Source organism: Pseudomonas syringae (genome assembly GCF_001698815.1).
GTDB classification, from domain to species: Bacteria; Pseudomonadota; Gammaproteobacteria; order Pseudomonadales; family Pseudomonadaceae; genus Aquipseudomonas; species Aquipseudomonas syringae_A.
This window is the reverse complement of record NZ_LGSI01000074.1, coordinates 119,369-136,790: the sequence shown is the minus strand read 5'-3', so window position 1 is coordinate 136,790 and position 17,422 is coordinate 119,369. Positions and strand designations below refer to the sequence as shown.

Annotated in this window: 12 protein-coding genes; 8 read left to right on the top strand and 4 right to left on the bottom strand. The window is 58.2% G+C overall.

The window, feature by feature from the left end:
• Nucleotides 1–6: 6 nt before the first annotated feature.
• Complete coding sequence (locus AFK24_RS28855; protein ID WP_065836494.1) at nucleotides 7–1,002, top strand: aldo/keto reductase; 996 nt, start codon at nucleotides 7–9, stop codon at nucleotides 1,000–1,002.
• 105 nt (nucleotides 1,003–1,107) lie between these two features.
• On the opposite strand, the gene AFK24_RS28850 is transcribed toward AFK24_RS28855, so the two are convergent.
• From AFK24_RS28850 to AFK24_RS28840, 3 genes are all read right to left on the bottom strand, one after another.
• Entirely contained in the window at nucleotides 1,108–4,788 is a 3,681-nt protein-coding gene (locus tag AFK24_RS28850) for a translocation/assembly module TamB domain-containing protein (RefSeq protein WP_065836627.1), read from the bottom strand.
• Nucleotides 4,789–4,793: 5 nt separating this feature from the next.
• A complete protein-coding gene (locus AFK24_RS28845) occupies nucleotides 4,794–6,527 on the bottom strand; it encodes an autotransporter assembly complex protein TamA (protein WP_065836493.1) in 1,734 nt (577 codons plus the stop codon).
• A 67-nt stretch (nucleotides 6,528–6,594) separates the two neighbouring features.
• Nucleotides 6,595–7,245 (bottom strand): GNAT family N-acetyltransferase, encoded by a 651-nt coding sequence (locus AFK24_RS28840; protein WP_065836492.1) that lies wholly within the window; start codon nucleotides 7,243–7,245, stop codon nucleotides 6,595–6,597.
• Nucleotides 7,246–7,475: 230 nt separating this feature from the next.
• Here AFK24_RS28840 and xthA point away from each other — a divergent pair, with 230 nt between their 5' ends.
• On the top strand, nucleotides 7,476–8,288 hold the full coding sequence (gene xthA, locus AFK24_RS28835; RefSeq protein WP_065836491.1) for an exodeoxyribonuclease III: 813 nt from the start codon (nucleotides 7,476–7,478) through the stop codon (nucleotides 8,286–8,288).
• Nucleotides 8,289–8,430: 142 nt separating this feature from the next.
• On the top strand, nucleotides 8,431–9,798 hold the full coding sequence (locus AFK24_RS28830) for a substrate-binding domain-containing protein (protein WP_065836490.1): 1,368 nt from the start codon (nucleotides 8,431–8,433) through the stop codon (nucleotides 9,796–9,798).
• Between the two features lie 270 nt (nucleotides 9,799–10,068).
• On the opposite strand, the gene AFK24_RS28825 is transcribed toward AFK24_RS28830, so the two are convergent.
• Nucleotides 10,069–11,301: an acyl-CoA dehydrogenase gene (locus AFK24_RS28825; protein WP_065836489.1), complete on the bottom strand. Its 1,233-nt coding sequence runs from the start codon at nucleotides 11,299–11,301 to the stop codon at nucleotides 10,069–10,071.
• 169 nt (nucleotides 11,302–11,470) lie between these two features.
• Between AFK24_RS28825 and AFK24_RS28820 the strand changes: the two genes are divergently transcribed.
• From AFK24_RS28820 to AFK24_RS28800, 5 genes are all read left to right on the top strand, one after another.
• Nucleotides 11,471–12,421, top strand: a complete 951-nt coding sequence (locus AFK24_RS28820; protein ID WP_065836488.1) for a LysR family transcriptional regulator — start codon at nucleotides 11,471–11,473, stop codon at nucleotides 12,419–12,421.
• Between the two features lie 128 nt (nucleotides 12,422–12,549).
• Nucleotides 12,550–12,951 (top strand): MerR family transcriptional regulator, encoded by a 402-nt coding sequence (locus tag AFK24_RS28815; protein WP_065836487.1) that lies wholly within the window; start codon nucleotides 12,550–12,552, stop codon nucleotides 12,949–12,951.
• 29 nt (nucleotides 12,952–12,980) lie between these two features.
• On the top strand, nucleotides 12,981–13,880 hold the full coding sequence (locus tag AFK24_RS28810; RefSeq protein ID WP_065836486.1) for a hydroxymethylglutaryl-CoA lyase: 900 nt from the start codon (nucleotides 12,981–12,983) through the stop codon (nucleotides 13,878–13,880).
• 704 nt (nucleotides 13,881–14,584) lie between these two features.
• Nucleotides 14,585–15,748 (top strand): isovaleryl-CoA dehydrogenase, encoded by a 1,164-nt coding sequence (locus AFK24_RS28805; RefSeq protein ID WP_065836485.1) that lies wholly within the window; start codon nucleotides 14,585–14,587, stop codon nucleotides 15,746–15,748.
• Nucleotides 15,749–15,814: 66 nt separating this feature from the next.
• Nucleotides 15,815–17,422, top strand: coding sequence for a carboxyl transferase domain-containing protein (locus tag AFK24_RS28800; RefSeq protein ID WP_065836484.1), 1,608 nt, complete (start codon nucleotides 15,815–15,817; stop codon nucleotides 17,420–17,422).

The following is a 17,422-nucleotide window of genomic DNA, read 5'->3' as shown; positions in this document are numbered from 1 at the left end:
TCATCAATGCAAACCCGTCAATTGGGCCGCAATGGTCCGCACGTTTCCGCTATCGGTCTGGGCTGCATGGGCATGACCGACTTCTACACCACTGGCAGCGACCGCAAGGAATCGATTGCAACGCTGCATCGTGCCTTGGAGCTAGGCGTCACCTTGCTCGATACCGCCGACATGTACGGTCCGCACACCAATGAAGAACTGCTCGGTGAAGCCTTGCAAGGCAAGCGCGACCAAGTGTTCCTGGCCAGCAAGTTCGGTTTCGTCCGCGACGCCAATAACCCTGCTGCGCGCGGGCTGAATGGCAGCCCTGAATACATTCGTAGCGCCATCGACGGCACCCTGAAACGGCTCAACATCGAAACCCTCGACCTCTACTATCAGCACCGGATCGACCCGCAGGTCCCGGTTGAAGAATCAGTGGGTGCCATGGCCGAACTGGTCAAGGCCGGCAAAGTCCGCTATCTGGGCTTGAGCGAGGCCTCCGCAGAAACGCTGGAACGCGCGCACCAGGTCCACCCGATAACCGCGCTGCAAACCGAATATTCGTTGTGGAGCCGCGATCCGGAGGAAAACGGCACCCTCGCCGCCTGCCGCCGTCTGGGCATTGCCTTTGTGCCTTACAGCCCGTTGGGTCGAGGCTTCCTGACCGGCACTTTGAAAAGCCCGGACGACTTTGCAGCGGATGATTATCGCCGCAGCGCCCCGCGCTTTCAGGGTGAGAACTTCGCCAGGAATCTGCTACTGGTTGAAAAAGTACAGAACCTCGCCGCTGACAAGGGCGTGACTGCCGGGCAACTGGCGTTGGCCTGGGTATTGGCGCAAGGCGACGACATCGTGCCGATTCCAGGAACCAAGCAGCGCAAATACCTGGAAGAGAACGTCGCGGCACTGGATATCAAGCTCAGCGCCGGGGAATTGAAAGCGTTAAGGGATTTGTTTCCGGTTGAAGCGATTGCCGGCCAGCGTTATGGCGAAGCGTCATTGAAGCTAGTGAATGGATGATTGCGATTATGTAGGAGCCAACTTGTTGGCGAGGCTTTGGTCCTGCGAAAACAGAAACATCGCCTCGCGAATAAATTCGCTCCTACGCAATGGCCTGTGCTTTCCTCAAAAATCCCGCTTATAAAAGATATCCAGTGAACTGGCGATGCCGCCAGCGGCTTCCAGATACACCTTCTTGCTGAGCATGTAGCGCAACGCGATGGTATTGGCCGGCTCAAACACGCCAACACCGTAGCGCAGACTCAGTTTTTCGGTGATCTTGCCGCTGGCGACGACGTTGGTCTTGTCGCCGCTGCCTTGAGTGTCCAGTTCGAAATCCTTGATCCCCAGATTGTTCGCCAGCTTGCCGGTTGTGGATTCGCTGCCGGCCAGCCCAAGGGCCAACGCGGCCTGGGCCATCATGTTGCTGTCTTCGCCGGTATTATTCAGTGGCCTGCCCAACACCAGATAAGACAACGCCTGCTCCTGACTCATGGCCGGTTCGGAAAACACCGTGGTGGTGGGTTGCTCAGCACTTCCTGACAAACGAATACCGGCAATCACGTCATCGGTCTGGCGAATCGCCTCGACATCCAGATAAGGCTGGTCGGCAGGCCCGGCAAACAGCAGCCGCGCCTTGCGGATCGTCAATCGTTGACCATAGGCTCGATAGCGACCGTTTTTCAGGTTTAGTTCGCCGCGCGTATCGAGGTTGTCGCCGATGTGTACCTGACCGACCAGATCGGCGGTGAGGCCGAAACCGGTGAAGCTCAGTTTTTCCCGTCCTACCTGGACATCGACATCCATGGCAATCGCCATGGGTGGTGCGCCTTGTTCGGTCTGATGTCCCACAATCACTGTATCGCCGGACAACTTCACGGTAGAAGGCGGCAGCTCACGCACAGTTATCACGCCTTTGGGGATCAGGACTTTGCCGGATACCCCCAGACGGTCGCCATGCATGGATATCTTCAGATCAGGCGCAGCCTCCAGCGTCGCATAAGGTTCAACAGTAATGGGCAGGCGCGAGCCCTTCAGGTTCAAGTCCAGCAGCAGCGTATCCCCCCAGCTGACCTGACCGTCCAGACTGCCTTGACCTGCTTCACCGCTTTTCCAACCGCCGTGAAGTTGAACGCTTTCCCCGGCAATCAGCGCCTTGATCTGCAAGTCCTGCAAACTGATGGGCAACTCCGGCCCGGAAATCTCGCCCCCGCTCAACATCACATTGCCATTGACCTGAGGCGCCAGCAGCCCGCCAGACAGTCGGCCGTTGCCGTTAAGCCGTCCAGTGAGCTTTTGCACCATGGGCAGGAAAGGTCGGGCAATCGAAATATCCAGGCCGCTGAGGTTGAAATCACCACTGAGTGTCTTGTTCTGGGCCAGCGGATCAATTTTGGCGTTGAGCAGCAGCGTGCCGAGCTTCCCACCGCGAAAAGCCAGGCGACTGTCGATGAGTTTGGGCGTCAGCGTGCTGTTCAGCACCAGACTTTCGTAAGGGAAATCCAGCCACTGCTTTTTATCCCGCACCCGCAACGTACCGCCGTTGGCGTTGATGGCGATCTGGCCATTGGGCCCCGCCGCTGGCACGTCGAGCTGAACATCGGCGTTGAGCGAACCTTTCCAGGCGAAATCCTTGGGCAGCCATTGCGCCAGACTGTCCAGCGGGAAGTTCTTGAGGTGGTAACGCAGGCGCGGTTCCGGCATCAGCCGTTGGTCTTCACCGCACAGACTGGCAGGCCCGGAAAGCCAGCAGTGCGCGCCGAAATTGATTTTGCCATCCGCCAGTCGTTCGAGCTTGGCGAGTTGTTGCAGACGCCAGTTCTGGCCGCCGCTTTGCACCGTGCCGCTGGCCAGTCGACCACGCCAGTTACCCTTATCCAGATTGCCATCCAGCGCCAAGGCAAGTTTGAGCAATGGCCCCTGCAAATCGATTTTCAACTGCTGACGCTTGATATCGCCCTGGGCACCCAGAACCAGTGTTCCCAATTGAGTGTCGCCCGCCTGAATGCCGCTGCCTTTTAGGTCAATAACCGCACGCTGGGCGTTGTCGAGTTTGCCGTTCAGGGTCAGGCTTTGCAGGCGATTATCCTGAAACGCCAGTTGCGCGCCTTGCAGCGCCAGTACTCCTTGGGGCGCTTGCACTGTACCCGCCAGATCCAGACGACCCTTGACCTGCCCTTGCAGGCCCGGCCAAAGCTGACCAAGACGTGGCAGGTTCAGGTCCAGCTGACCGAGCAGACGCTGCTGCAAACTGCCGCTGCCCTGAATGCGGTTGTCCCCAAGGCGGATATCTAAAGTGCTGACATTCCATTTGTCGCCGCTGCCGTCCGCCTTGGCTTGCAACACGGCCGGTTGACCACGCAAGCGGCCCTTGAGATCAAGATCAGCATTCAGACTCAACTGTTCGTTCTTGAACTGGCCCTTGCTGCGCAGCGGACCCGCCAGAGTTCCGGGCATCTGCGCCAGCCAGTAGGAAGGGTCAAGTGCACTCAGGTCCAGCGCTGTATCCCAACCAATGCCGTCGGCAAACTGCAGATTCAAATGACCGCTGGCCTTGCCCTGCCCCGCAACCATTTCCAGCTGCGGCAGAAACACCTGGGTAAGGTCGCCGCTGAACGGGCTGCTCAAGCTGAACGCGCCGGCAGGGCCGTCCAGATCGGAGCTGAAATTGCCCAGATATTTGCCGTCGGTGTAGGACACTTCGCCATTGAACTTGCGCAGTGCCACCTGCGGCTCAGCCACTTCGGGATACAGGCGATGCCAGGGGAAATCCAGCCAGGCGATCTTTGCGTCGGCGCGCAAGCCTTGTTCCCAGTTCAGCCTGCCGGTCAGGTTGAGGCGCTGTTGCGGGTTGGCGCTCAGGTCCAGCGCATCGATATCGGCGCCTTTTGCATCGACTCTGCCTTTGATCGCAAGCGCGACGGGGCCTTGTTCAGCCGGTAGATTGCCAGTGCCGGTCAGCTGATAACCGGCCTTGAGATCACCTTGGGCATCCAGCACCAGCTGATTGAGCTGCAAGGTGTCCGGCAGCGCCGCACTGGCCTTGAACGCATCCGACGTGATCTTGAGTTGCGCTGGCAAATTTTCCAGAAGTGGCTGCAGCTCGCCCGTCAGCTGGGCTTGCAGATAACCACTGCTGATCGCATTAAGTTTCAGGGTCTTGAGCAGGTCGCCCTGGATATCCAGATTGACCACCCAGGCCTTGTCATCCTGAGCAGGCAGTTTCAGCAGGCCGCTGGCCGTCAACGGCCAATCGCCGTCTGGCTTGAGCAAACCAGCCAGATCCAGCACCAGATCGTCGCGTTGCAGATGCACGCTATCAATGCGCAGACCTTCCTGGGTCCAGTGCGCGGCCAACTGCAGGTCACGTAGCTGCTCGGTGCCATCCAGTTGCAGGCTGCTAATCCGCACGTTACCCAAACGAATGGCCAGCGGGAGCTTGAGATCCGGCAAAGTAATCGGCCCGCCACTGCTTTCGTCGCTGCCGGGGGCCAGTTGCAGACGGACTTGATCGGCCTGTAACTCGTCGATGCACAGCGTGAGTTTCAGCAGGCAGCCCGGCGACCACGCCAATACTGGCGCATCCAGTTCAACTCGGGTTCCGGTTTGCTGCCAAAGCAGATGATCAGCACTCCACCGCCCGCCCAACGTGCCGTTGAAGTTGTCGACTTGCAGGCCCGGTACCTGCTGCAAGGTCCAGCGGCTGCCGGCCTGGGTTCCAAGCAATACCCCGAGCCCGGCAGCGACCAACAGTAAAAGGGTGACCACGCTCAGGCCAATAATCTTCAGCGAGCGCTGCCAGTTCAGACTCTTCACAGTTCCGGCCCCATGGAGAAATGCAGGCGGATGCCGCCGTCGTCGTCCAGCGCGTGAGCCAGATCCAGACGCAGCGGACCGACAGGCGACACCCAGCGCACGCCGATACCCACGCCGGTCTTGAGGCTGGGCAGATTCAAGGTATTGAACGAATTGCCCTGATCGACAAAGGTCGCCACACGCCACTTCTCCGCAATCGAATATTGATACTCCACGCTCCCGGCCACCATGTAGCGTCCGCCGATGCGATCACCGTCGGAGTTTTCCGGGGACAAGGTTTGATAATCGTAGCCGCGCACGCTTTGGTCGCCACCGGCGAAGAAGCGCAGCGACGGCGGGATCGACTTGTACCCGTTGGTGGCATTGCCGCCAAACTGCACACGACCCAACAAGCGATGATTCTGCCCCAAAGTCGTCAAGCCTTTGAGCAGTACGTCGCCATGCAGCAGGTTTGAATCGGACATCAGCCCTTCCTTGGCGACCTGTGCATCAAACTGCAAGCGATAGCCATTGTGCGGGTCGATCCGGTTATCGCTGCGCAGGAAGGAATAGCTGATACCCGGCATCAGCAAGGTGCTGAGCCCGGAGTCGTCGCCAAGACGGTATTCCTCGCGCTGCCATTTCAACGAAATCACGCGCTCCCAGCCGCTGGGCAACCTGCTGTGCCATTCCGGGCCGACAGTCAGCAGTTTGCTCACCGAGTCAGTGCCGGCGATCTCTTCGTATTGATAGCCGCCGGCATAACGCAGCTTGTCGGTCAGCGGCGGATCAAGGGGAATGTCATACCAGAGGCCGACGTTCTGGCGCGGCGCCGACAGCTCGGATTCGATGCCATAGCTGTGCCCTTGCGGGTTGACCCAATGGCGCGTCCAGTTAGCCTTGCCACGCGGTCCGACGTCCGTGGAATAACCGAGGCCTAGCCCCATGGTGCGAGGTTTGCGGGTGTCCAGCGCGACAGTCACCGGGATGCTCTGCCCGACGGCCGCGGTGGGGGCCGCGTCCACCCGGACACCTTCAAAATAGCCACTGGCTTGCATGGCCTGATTCAGCTCGGCGATCAGTTCCGAATCGTAGGGCGTGCCTTCCTTGAACGGCACCATACGCCGGAGCAGATCATCGTCGAAGGGCGCATCGCCACTGAAACTGACCTTGCCAAGGGAGTAGCGCGGGCCGCTGTCATAGACCAGATCGATGTCCGCCACACCCGCCGCCGGGTCGACCGACAGGCGCTGCTGCGTAAAGCGACCGGAGAAAAAACCGTAACGCGAGGCCTGATTCAGGATCAGCCGCTTGGCATCTTCATAATGACCATGATTGAGAACGGCACCGCTTTTCAGGGCGGCGCTTTTCGGAACTCGGAATTCCTTGAGGGCGGCAGCCGGGCCATCGACCCGCACCGTTACATTGCGCAGGTGGATCGGCTCGCCGGCTTGCACATTGATCACCAGCTGCAATGCGCCGTTCCTGCCTTGGACCACTTCGCTGTCAATGCGCGCCTGATAATAGCCCAGCGCTTGCGAGGCTCGCTGCGCCTGCTCCTGGGCACCGATGCTGAAATGCTCAAGGCTCTCTTGATCGCGCTCACCCGGACTGCCCACGTAGCCTTCGATATTGGCTTTGAGCTCAGAGTTGGCCGGTGTGATTCTCACATCGAGTTGCGCAGCGGCCAGGGCCACGGTGCTTGAGAAAACGAGAAATAAACCGCTGAATAATTTTACAAAAGGCTTCATAGGCGCGAATGCTAACACGTGCGACAGGCGCCACTAAAACCCACCGAAAGGTATAAATTTCATACCCTTACGCCATGGCTTTGAGTGAAACCTGCGGATTTGGATGGAAAAACACGTGCTCCCGGATCGGTCCTACAGCCACTTCGCCGATTTCCTCGTAGCCCTGTCGCTTATAGAACTCAAGGTAACGAGGATTCCCAGTATCAACGACGATTCCTTGCGAGTTTTCGTCCATCGCGCACCAATCGTGCAGCGCCTGCAACAACTGCTCGCCCAAGTGTTTGCCCTGGAATTCAGGATGGATGCCCAGCAACGGTAAGACGTGCACCGACTCGGAAGGCAGGCAAGCCAGCACCGCGTTGTAATACTCCAGATACCGTTTGGTGCAGTTGAAACCGGTGCTCAAGACCATGCGCAAACGCCAGGCCCAGCTTTCGGTAATGCCCAATCGACGTTGCGGCGGCGCAATCAGTGCGGCGCCTACCAGCCGGTCTTCGACAAACAGCCCCAGCGCGGGCAGATCCTGCAGAAAGTGCTGCTTGACCAGTTCGCGAACCGTCGCCCTCACCCGCTGATCAAACCCGGCCCGCTGTGAGTTGAACAGGTAGGCAAAACTCGGCTCGTGGCGGTACGCGTGATACAGCAGCGAGCGCGTTTCCCGCGAGTAACCGCTGTCGAGCTGGCGGACTTCGGCCACGATGGCAGACGATTCAGGCATGAAAATTAACCTCATATTGACGCAGCTGCTCGAACGGCAGCGTTCTGGTACTACAAAGGCTTCGAGTCCTGGCCGGTGCCGAAAGTTGCGATAAACCTTTGCATGCGGCCTAGAGCGTAGCAGGCAGCTTATTATTGAGGCTGCTGTTGAGGTTGTGGCGGACAGCACACTGGCCGAGAACCTGCAGGTGGGCTAGCATCGCTTTTTGTTTTTGTCAGGACTGCCGTCACATGAAAATCGTCTCGTTCAATATCAACGGTCTGCGCGCCCGACCTCATCAGCTGGCGGCGCTGATTGAAAAGCATCAGCCGGACGTTATCGGCCTGCAGGAAACCAAAGTCTCGGACGAACAATTCCCTCAAGCCGACATTGAGGCGCTGGGTTATCACGTGCATTTTCACGGGCAAAAAGGCCATTACGGCGTCGCCCTGCTGTCGCGCAAGATGCCGCTGGCGCTGCACAAGGGCTTCGACACCGATGATGAAGAATCGCAAAAGCGCTTCATCTGGGGCACTTTCGCCGACAATAACGGCCAGCCAGTGACCATCATGAACGGCTATTTCCCACAAGGTGAAAGCCGCGATCACCCCACCAAGTTCCCCGCAAAGCAGCGTTTCTACAATGATCTGCAAGCATTGCTGGAAACCCGCTTCAGCAACGACCAGCCACTGGTGGTGATGGGCGACGTGAATATCTCGCCGCAGGATAGCGACATCGGCATCGGCCCGGACAATGCCAAGCGCTGGCTGAAGACCGGCAAATGCAGCTTCCTCCCGGAAGAACGCGAGTGGATGGAACGCCTGAAAGCCTGGGGACTTGTTGACAGCTTCCGCCACTTATATCCAGAAGTGATCGATCAGTTCAGCTGGTTCGATTACCGCAGCCGTGGTTTCGAGGATGAGCCCAAGCGCGGCCTGCGCATCGACCTGATCATGGCGTCCCATGGCCTGCAACCCAGAATCAAGGCCGCAGGTGTGGATTATGATTTGCGCGGGATGGAAAAACCGTCCGATCATGCACCGATCTGGCTCGAACTGGTTTGATCTGATGGCATAAACCCTGGCCAGCTACGATCGCTGGCCAGGTCACCGCGCAACAAAACGGCGATGTTACTGCTCCGTCACATTCCAGTAACTTATCTGACTTATTCTCCCGGCACTTTCCTCCTTCCATAAGGTGCCGCAGATGCTGCGCGCTGTGTTTTCTCTTCGAGTCAGCCACCTTGCGCCAGTCTTGCTGGCGGGTATTTTTCTGGCGCCCCTGAGCGTATCGGCGGCGCTGCCGATTTCTGCTGATAACACCCCGGTCCTGCGTATCCAGGGTTCCAACACCATTGGCGCGCAACTGGGTCCGGCGCTTGTGGAAGGATTGCTGCGCAAGCAAGGCCTGCAATCAGTGCATACCGAACCTGCGGCGACGCCCAACGAAGTGCGGATATCTGCCACCACTGCTGAAGGCAAACCGGTGTTCATCGAAGTAGCCGCGCACGGCTCGGGTACGGGCTTCGCCGCGCTGAAAGCCAATCTGGCCGATATCGCTGCCTCTTCGCGGCCCATCAAGAACCAGGAAGCACTCGACCTGGCAGGTTCTGGTGACCTGCGTAGTCACAAGGCAGAACAAGTCATCGCGATTGATGGCGTCGCGGTGATTCTGCATCCCGGCAATCCCTTGCGAGAATTGACCACCGAGCAGCTGGCGAAGGTGTTTGCCGGGCAAATCAGCAATTGGGAGGAGCTGGGCGGCAGCAGCGCCCCCATCCACTTGTACGCACGGGACGAGCAATCCGGGACCTACGAGACCTTTAAGGAATTGGTGCTGCTCAAATATGGCAAAACCCTGTCACGCAGCGCAAAACGCTTCGAGTCCAGCGAACAGTTGTCGGACCTGGTGAGTCAGGATCGTTTCGGTATCGGGTTTATCGGCCTGCCCTATGTTCGTCATGCCAAAGCCGTGGCCGTTGCCGACGGCGAGGCCAAACCGATGTTGCCGACGGTGAGTCTGATCGCCACCGAAGACTATCCCCTCTCGCGACGCCTGTATTTATACCTGCCACCTGAACTGCATCAACGCTGGGCCAACGCCTTGGTGCAGTTCGCGCAGAGCCCGGACGGACAGGCCATCGTCGCGCAAAACGGTTTCGTGGCGCAGACAGTGCTGGCAATCAAGGTACAGGCCACGCCGGAAATGCCGCGCGACTATCAGGCATTGACCCGCGAAGCACAGCGGCTTTCGGTGAACTTTCGCTTCGCCCAAGGCAGCGCAAAACTCGACAACAAAGCGCAGCTGGACCTGAAACGCGTCGTCGACTACCTCAAGCGCAACGACAAGTTGAACCAGAGCGTCACGCTGGTGGGCTTTGGCGATGCCAAGACCGATCCTGAACGCGCGACGCTGCTGTCAAAGCTGCGCGCCATGGCCGTGCGGCGGGAGTTACTGAAAAACGATGTGATCCTTCGCGAAGTTCGCGGCTTCGGCGACGAAATGCCCGTGGCGGGCAATGATGTGGACGAAGGCCGGATCAAGAATCGTCGAGTTGAGGTTTGGGTTAATTGACGCAGGTGCTGCGCCCAACCGTAGGACCGGATTTATCCAAATTCTGTTGGAGCGAGGCTTGCCCGCGAATGGGTCTGTCGGCCGACATTTTCGCTGGCTGAATTGACGCCTTCGCGGGCAAGCCTCGCTCCAACAAAGATCACTCCGGTTTTTTGATTTTCACTTTGCCGTGCAGGTATCTGGCAGACACCGCCAAACGAGACGTTTGGGGATTGCCCCCCAAAACATAGAATCTCCCACAATGATCAGTGTCAATCCTGCGCGTTCACTTCAACGCCCTTCACTTCTGAGCATTTCCTTAGGCACATACTTGCCGATTTCAAACTTGCCGATGGCCGCGCGATGGACTTCGTCCGGGCCGTCTGCCAGGCGCAGGGTACGCTGCATGGCGTACATATAGGCCAGAGGGAAATCATTGGAAACCCCGGCACCGCCGTGAATCTGAATAGCCCGATCAATCACCTTCAAGGCAACGTTGGGCGCCACAACCTTGATTTGCGCAATCTCGCTCTTTGCGACTTTGTTGCCCACGGTATCCATCATGTACGCGGCCTTGAGCGTCAGCAGCCGCGCCATGTCGATTTCCATCCGAGAATCGGCGATCTTGTCGACATTTCCGCCCAAACGCGCCAACGGACGCCCGAAAGCTACGCGGCTGACCGCACGTTTGCACATCAATTCCAGAGCGCGCTCGGCCATGCCGATCGAACGCATGCAGTGGTGAATGCGCCCCGGCCCAAGTCGACCCTGGGCGATTTCAAAACCCCGCCCATCGCCAAGCAGCACGTTCTCATAAGGGACTCGCACGTTTTCAAACAGTACTTCGGCATGGCCATGGGGCGCGTCGTCGTAGCCGAAAACCGGAACCGGTCGCACGATTTTCACGCCAGGTGTATCCGTTGGCACCAGGATCATCGAATGCTGCTGATGACGTGGGCCATCAGGATCGCTCAGGCCCATGAAAATCAGGATCTTGCAGCGCGGATCGCAGGCGCCGGAGGTCCACCATTTGCGGCCATTGATCACCCATTCATCGCCCTGCCGCTCAGCGCGGGCCGCCATATTGGTGGCATCCGAAGACGCGACATCGGGTTCGGTCATGGCAAATGCCGAACGAATCTCGCCACGCAACAACGGTTCAAGCCACTGGACTTTCTGCGCTTCGCTGGCATATCGCACCAGCACTTCCATATTGCCGGTGTCCGGCGCGGAGCAGTTGAAGGGTTCCGGGCCTAACAGGGAACGGCCCATGATTTCCGCCAGCGGCGCGTATTCCAGGTTGGTCAGCCCGGCACCCAATTCTGATTCAGGCAAAAACAGGTTCCACAAACCTTCAGCCTTGGCCTTGGCCTTGAGCTCTTCCATGATCGCAGTGGGCTGCCAGCGGTCGCCTTCGGCAACTTGACGCTCGAACACCGGTTCAGCGGGATAGACAAAGGCATCCATGAACGCCGTGACGCGTTCGCGCAATTCCTGAACCTTCGATGAGTACGCAAAATCCATGGGTCGCTACCTTCTGATGAGGTTATCTGGTCATGAATCCGATGCTAGGCCAGCGACCAACATTTATCTAACCTATTTTCAGCGTGTATAAACATTCATAACCGATATATAGTCGAGCCACGCAGCCAGCGAGCCGCGACACAACAAAAACAGTAACGAGGCGCATCGAATGAACCTGAGCAAGGTCGATCTCAATCTATTCATCGTGTTTGACGCGATCTATACCGAAGCCAATCTGACTCGCGCCGGGCAGATCGTCGGCATTACCCAACCAGCGGTTTCCAACGCCCTGGCCCGTCTTCGGGAAACCTTCAACGACCCGCTGTTCGTGCGCACCGCTCAGGGCATGGTGCCCACGCCCATGGCCCAGAACATTATCGGCCCGGTGCGCAACGCGCTGTCGCTGCTCAGGGTTTCGGTGCAGGAAAGTCGCATTTTCAACCCGTTGCAGGCCAACAAGAACTATCGGATCAGCATGACCGACCTGACGGAAGCGGTAACGCTGCCGGCCTTGTTCCAGCGGCTGCGACGCCTGGCGCCCAATGTCACCATCGAAAGTTTCCTGTCCAAACGCCGGGAAACCACCAAGGAGCTGGCGGCCGGACGTCTTGATTTTGCGGTTGACGCACCCTTGAACACCGATCCACAAGTGCGGCACGTCAAACTCATGGAAGATAAATATGTCTGCGCCATGCGCCGTGGCCATCCGCTGGCGGGCAAGGAACTGTTCAAGCTCGAAGACTATTTATCGCTGACGCATATCCATATTTCAAGCCGCCGCAGCGGCCTTGGTTATGTCGATCTGGCGCTTGGGAAGATGGGCATTCAGCGCAAGGTTGCCCTGCGCTCCCAGCATTACCTGATGGCGTCGCAAGTGCTGCAACAAACCGACATGGTGATGACGGTGCCCGAGCGCTTTGCCCGGCGTCACGACCTGCATTACGTGGCATTGCCGGTCAACGACGTGCCTTCAGTAGAAACTCATCTCTATTGGCACGAAAGCACCGATCAGGACCCGGCCAATCGCTGGATGCGTGAACAGATCATCGAACTGTGTCAGACCATCACGGCGAAGGAAAACACCTCGAAAGAAATTCATATTGATCATTCAACTGTTTGATTTATTTAAGATAAGCCTCACAACTTAATACTATTTAGAGACTGGTCGGATGCACTGGCCGGCTTGATAGCTTGACGTTAACGTCAACTGCGCCGTAGGTTAGCCCTACGTTTCCGTCGAGCGTTCTCATGAGTAACCAGACCTATAGCATTTCCGATCTCGCCCGCGAGCTGGACATCACCACCCGGGCGATCCGCTTTTATGAAGAGCAAGGCATGCTGGCCCCAGAGCGTCGGGGGCTGGAGCGCATCTATTCCGCCCGTGACAAGGTCACCCTGAAACTGATCCTGCGCGGTAAACGCATCGGCTTTTCCCTGGCTGAGTGCCGGGACCTCATCGGGCTCTACGATCCGAGTGGCGGCAACCGCAAGCAATTGCACACCATGCTTGAGAAGATCATCGAGCGTCGCAATCAGCTTGAACAGCAGTTGCTGGACATCCAGCAAATGCAGCTGGAGCTGGATACCGCTGAGGAACGTTGCAAGCTTGCCTTGAGTAAAATTGATGAAAATCAGTTTATTACCAAATAAACCTCGAACAGATCTAGCTGGAGACCGGTATGTCGCAGCCCAAAAAAGTACGCCTGGTAGAAGTCGGCCCACGCGACGGCCTGCAGAATGAAGCGCAGCCCATCAGCGTTGCGGACAAGGTTCGTCTCGTGGACGATCTGTCCGCGACAGGCCTGAGCTACATCGAGGTCGGCGCTTTTGTCTCGGCCAAATGGGCGCCGCAAATGGCCGGTTCCGCCGAGGTGTTTGCGCAAATCCAGCGTAACGATGACATCACTTACGCAGCACTGGCGCCCAACTGGCGAGGCTTCGAAGATGCGCTGGCCGCTGGCGTGAAGGAAGTCGCGGTGTTCGCCGCAGCTTCAGAAGCGTTTTCCCAGCGCAACATCAACTGCTCCATCAGCGAGAGCCTGGAACGTTTCGCGCCGATCATGGAGGCCGCGCGTCTGCATGGCATCAAGGTGCGCGGTTATGTGTCCTGCGTCCTCGGCTGCCCTTATGAAGGAAAGGTGGCACCGCAACAAGTCGCTGCGGTCGCTAACGAGCTGCTCGCCATGGGTTGCTACGAGATCTCCCTGGGCGACACCATTGGCACCGGCACGCCCGGAGCTACGCGTGACTTGATCGATGTGGTCGCAGGGCAAATCCCCCGAGGCAAACTGGCCGGGCATTTTCACGATACTTACGGGCAAGCGCTGGCCAATGTCTACGCGAGCCTGCTGGAAGGCATCGAGGTGTTCGACAGTTCAATTGCCGGGCTGGGCGGTTGCCCTTACGCCAAAGGCGCCAGCGGTAATGTCGCAACCGAGGATGTGTTGTACATGCTCAACGGCCTCGGCATCGACACCGGGGTCGACCTGGATAAACTGATCAGCGCCGGTCAACGCATCTGTCAGGTGCTCGGACGGGACACAGGCTCGCGCGTAGCGAAGGCACGTCTGTCGGACTAGCATGCGACAACTTGTCACAGAGTGTTACCCTGCGCACCGCAACATACGCGGGGAAACGACGCAAACGGGTAACACGGAAACATATTTCGATGAGTCCTCCAGCTTCAAATGCCATCGAATTCCGCGCAGCCCCCGATTTTAAAGGACTTGGCAAAACTGGCACGGGTCCTGCTATATCTCACGTACAACAAGAATAAAATGTGCAGTAACCCAATAAAAACAATACGTAACGGCTCTGACATAACAAGAACAATACGGACAGAGACGCAGCTAACAGATTTTTTTGGAGTGGATTCGCTTTTCGAAGCTTCTGGATATCAGAACCTTCACAACCGGACAGAGAACAACAAAACTACCTTCAGGTAGCTCCAGAACTGGTTGAATCGATTGATAAAAGCAGCATCAGCGCTCAAAAAAATACGTTTGCTCTTGATCCCGAATGGGGATCGCTCAAAAAAAGCAGTCAAGGCCAGGTCGCCAAAAACAACAACAGGCCAGCCGATAATAAAAAATGAGCATGCAAAAATACCTTGGAGGGGAGCTTAGGCTCCCCTTCGTGCTTTCTGGCTTTTAATCGTTCATCCCCTTCCCGCCTCGCCCTCTATCCGATGCAGTCATTCCGCGTTTGACACCCTTCAGTTGCAGGTTTACGTTAACGTAAAGGTCATAGCGACCCATCCAACAACAACAAAGGAACGCTACCCATGAGTTACCCAAGCCTGAATTTCGCCCTGGGCGAAACCATCGACATGCTGCGCGATCAGGTCCAGTCCTTCGTCGCAGCCGAAATCGCACCTCGCGCGGCGCAAATCGATAAAGACAACCTGTTCCCGGCTGACCTGTGGCGCAAGTTTGGCGAAATGGGCCTGCTGGGCGTTACCGTCGACGAAGAGTATGGCGGCGCGGGCTTGGGTTATCTGGCCCATGTGGTGGCGATGGAAGAAATCAGCCGCGGCTCGGCATCGGTAGCCTTGTCCTACGGCGCGCACTCCAACCTGTGCGTGAACCAGATCAACCGCAACGGCAACCCGGCGCAGAAGGCCAAATACCTACCCCGACTCATCAGCGGCGAGCACGTTGGCGCCTTGGCGATGAGCGAGCCAAACGCCGGTTCTGACGTGGTGTCCATGCGCCTGCGTGCCGACAAGCGCGGTGACCGATTCGTACTCAATGGCAGCAAAACCTGGATCACCAACGGCCCGGATGCCAACACCTATGTGATCTACGCCAAGACCAGCCCGGAAAAAGCTGCGCACGGCATCAGCGCATTTATTGTCGAGCGCGACTGGAAGGGATTTTCCCGCAGCAACAAGTTCGACAAGCTGGGCATGCGCGGCTCGAACACCTGTGAGCTGTTTTTCGACGACGTCGAGGTGCCGGAAGAAAACCTGCTCGGCGCGCTGGACGGCGGTGTGAAAGTGCTGATGAGTGGCCTGGATTACGAGCGCGTGGTGCTCTCGGGCGGCCCGACCGGAATCATGCAGGCTTGCATGGATGTCGTGGTCCCGTACATCCATGACCGCAAGCAATTCGGCCAGAGCATCGGCGAATTCCAGCTGATTCAGGGCAAGGTGGCAGATATGTATACGCAACTGAACGCCAGCCGCGCTTATCTTTATGCCGTGGCGCAGGCCTGCGAACGCGGCGAAACCACCCGCAAGGATGCCGCCGGAGTGATTCTGTACAGCGCCGAACGGGCGACGCAAATGGCCCTGGACACCATCCAGATTCTGGGCGGCAACGGCTACATCAATGAATTCCCGGCTGGGCGGCTGTTACGCGATGCCAAGCTGTATGAGATCGGCGCGGGCACCAGTGAAATTCGCCGGATGCTGATTGGGCGCGAACTGTTCAATGAGACGAAATAAGAGCAGTTGCAAGCGGCAAGACAAGATCCTGCCGCTCTGCGGACCACAGCATTCAGGGAGTAACTGATGGCCATTTTGCATAGCCAGATCAACACCCGCTCGCCGGTTTTTTCAGTTAATAGCGTCGCAATGCTGGAGCACGTCAGCGGCTTGCGCCAGTTGCTGGAGAAAATCCAGCAAGGCGGCGGCGCCAAAGCCCAGGAACGCCACGCCTCGCGGGGCAAGCTGCTGCCTCGGGAGCGTATCAATCGCCTGCTCGACAGCGGATCGCCATTTCTTGAAATCGGCCAGCTCGCCGCCTTCGAGGTTTATGACGAAGATGTCCCGGCAGCCGGGGTGATTGCAGGTATCGGCCGGGTCGAAGGCGTCGAATGCATGATCATCGCCAACGATGCCACGGTAAAAGGTGGTTCGTATTACCCGCTCACGGTGAAGAAACACCTGCGCGCGCAGACCATCGCCCAGCAGAATCGCCTGCCGTGCATCTATCTGGTGGATTCGGGCGGCGCCAACCTGCCAAGGCAGGATGAAGTGTTCCCGGACCGCGAGCACTTCGGCCGGATATTTTTCAACCAGGCCAACATGAGTGCTCAGGGCATCCCGCAGATCGCCGTGGTCATGGGCTCCTGCACGGCGGGCGGCGCCTACGTGCCGGCCATGGCCGACGAAGCCATCATGGTTCGCCAGCAAGCGACGATCTTCCTTGCCGGTCCGCCGCTGGTCAAAGCTGCTACGGGTGAAGTGGTCAGCGCTGAAGACCTCGGCGGTGCGGACGTGCATTGCCGCACGTCCGGGGTTGCCGACCACTATGCCGAGAGCGACGAGCATGCACTGGAACTGGCCCGTCGCTGCATCGCCAACCTCAATTGGCGCAAACAAGGGCAACTTGAAGCAATCGCCCCCATCGCCCCGCTGTACGCCAGCGAAGAGCTGTACGGGGTGATTCCTGCCGACGCCAAACAGCCTTTCGATGTGCGGGAAGTCATTGCCCGGTTGGTGGATGGTTCGCAGTTCGATGAGTTCAAGGCCCTGTTCGGCACGACGCTGGTGTGTGGTTTCGCTCGCCTGCATGGCTACCCCATCGCGATTCTTGCCAACAACGGCATTTTGTTCGCCGAATCAGCACAAAAAGGCGCGCACTTCATTGAGCTGGCCTGTCAGCGCGGCATCCCCTTGCTGTTTCTGCAAAACATCACCGGATTCATGGTCGGCCAGAAATACGAAGCCGGCGGCATTGCCAAGCACGGCGCCAAACTGGTGACCGCTGTGGCCTGCGCCAAAGTGCCAAAGTTCACGGTGATCATCGGCGGCAGCTTCGGCGCCGGGAATTACGGCATGTGCGGTCGCGCTTACGACCCGCGCTTTCTGTGGATGTGGCCCAACGCGCGAATCGGCGTCATGGGTGGCGAGCAAGCCGCTGGCGTGTTGGTGCAGGTCAAGCGCGAACAGGCGGAACGTAGCGGCCAGCCTTTCAGCGCCGCTCAGGAAGCAGAGATCAAGCAGCCGATTCTCGATCAGTACGAGCATCAAGGGCATCCGTACTACTCAAGCGCTCGCTTGTGGGACGACGGCGTCATCGACCCGGCCCAGACCCGGGATGTGCTCGCCCTGGCGCTGTCCGCCGCGCTGAACGCCCCCATCGAGCCCACCACATTCGGCCTGTTCCGCATGTAA

Coding starts and splice junctions, on each gene's coding strand:
- AFK24_RS28855 (WP_065836494.1), top strand. CDS start 7: ATGCAAACCCGTCAATTGGGCCGCAATGGTCCGCACGTTTCCGCTATC.
- AFK24_RS28845 (WP_065836493.1), bottom strand. CDS start 6,527: ATGAAGCCTTTTGTAAAATTATTCAGCGGTTTATTTCTCGTTTTCTCA.
- AFK24_RS28840 (WP_065836492.1), bottom strand. CDS start 7,245: ATGCCTGAATCGTCTGCCATCGTGGCCGAAGTCCGCCAGCTCGACAGC.
- xthA (WP_065836491.1), top strand. CDS start 7,476: ATGAAAATCGTCTCGTTCAATATCAACGGTCTGCGCGCCCGACCTCAT.
- AFK24_RS28830 (WP_065836490.1), top strand. CDS start 8,431: ATGCTGCGCGCTGTGTTTTCTCTTCGAGTCAGCCACCTTGCGCCAGTC.
- AFK24_RS28825 (WP_065836489.1), bottom strand. CDS start 11,301: ATGGATTTTGCGTACTCATCGAAGGTTCAGGAATTGCGCGAACGCGTC.
- AFK24_RS28820 (WP_065836488.1), top strand. CDS start 11,471: ATGAACCTGAGCAAGGTCGATCTCAATCTATTCATCGTGTTTGACGCG.
- AFK24_RS28815 (WP_065836487.1), top strand. CDS start 12,550: ATGAGTAACCAGACCTATAGCATTTCCGATCTCGCCCGCGAGCTGGAC.
- AFK24_RS28810 (WP_065836486.1), top strand. CDS start 12,981: ATGTCGCAGCCCAAAAAAGTACGCCTGGTAGAAGTCGGCCCACGCGAC.
- AFK24_RS28805 (WP_065836485.1), top strand. CDS start 14,585: ATGAGTTACCCAAGCCTGAATTTCGCCCTGGGCGAAACCATCGACATG.
- AFK24_RS28800 (WP_065836484.1), top strand. CDS start 15,815: ATGGCCATTTTGCATAGCCAGATCAACACCCGCTCGCCGGTTTTTTCA.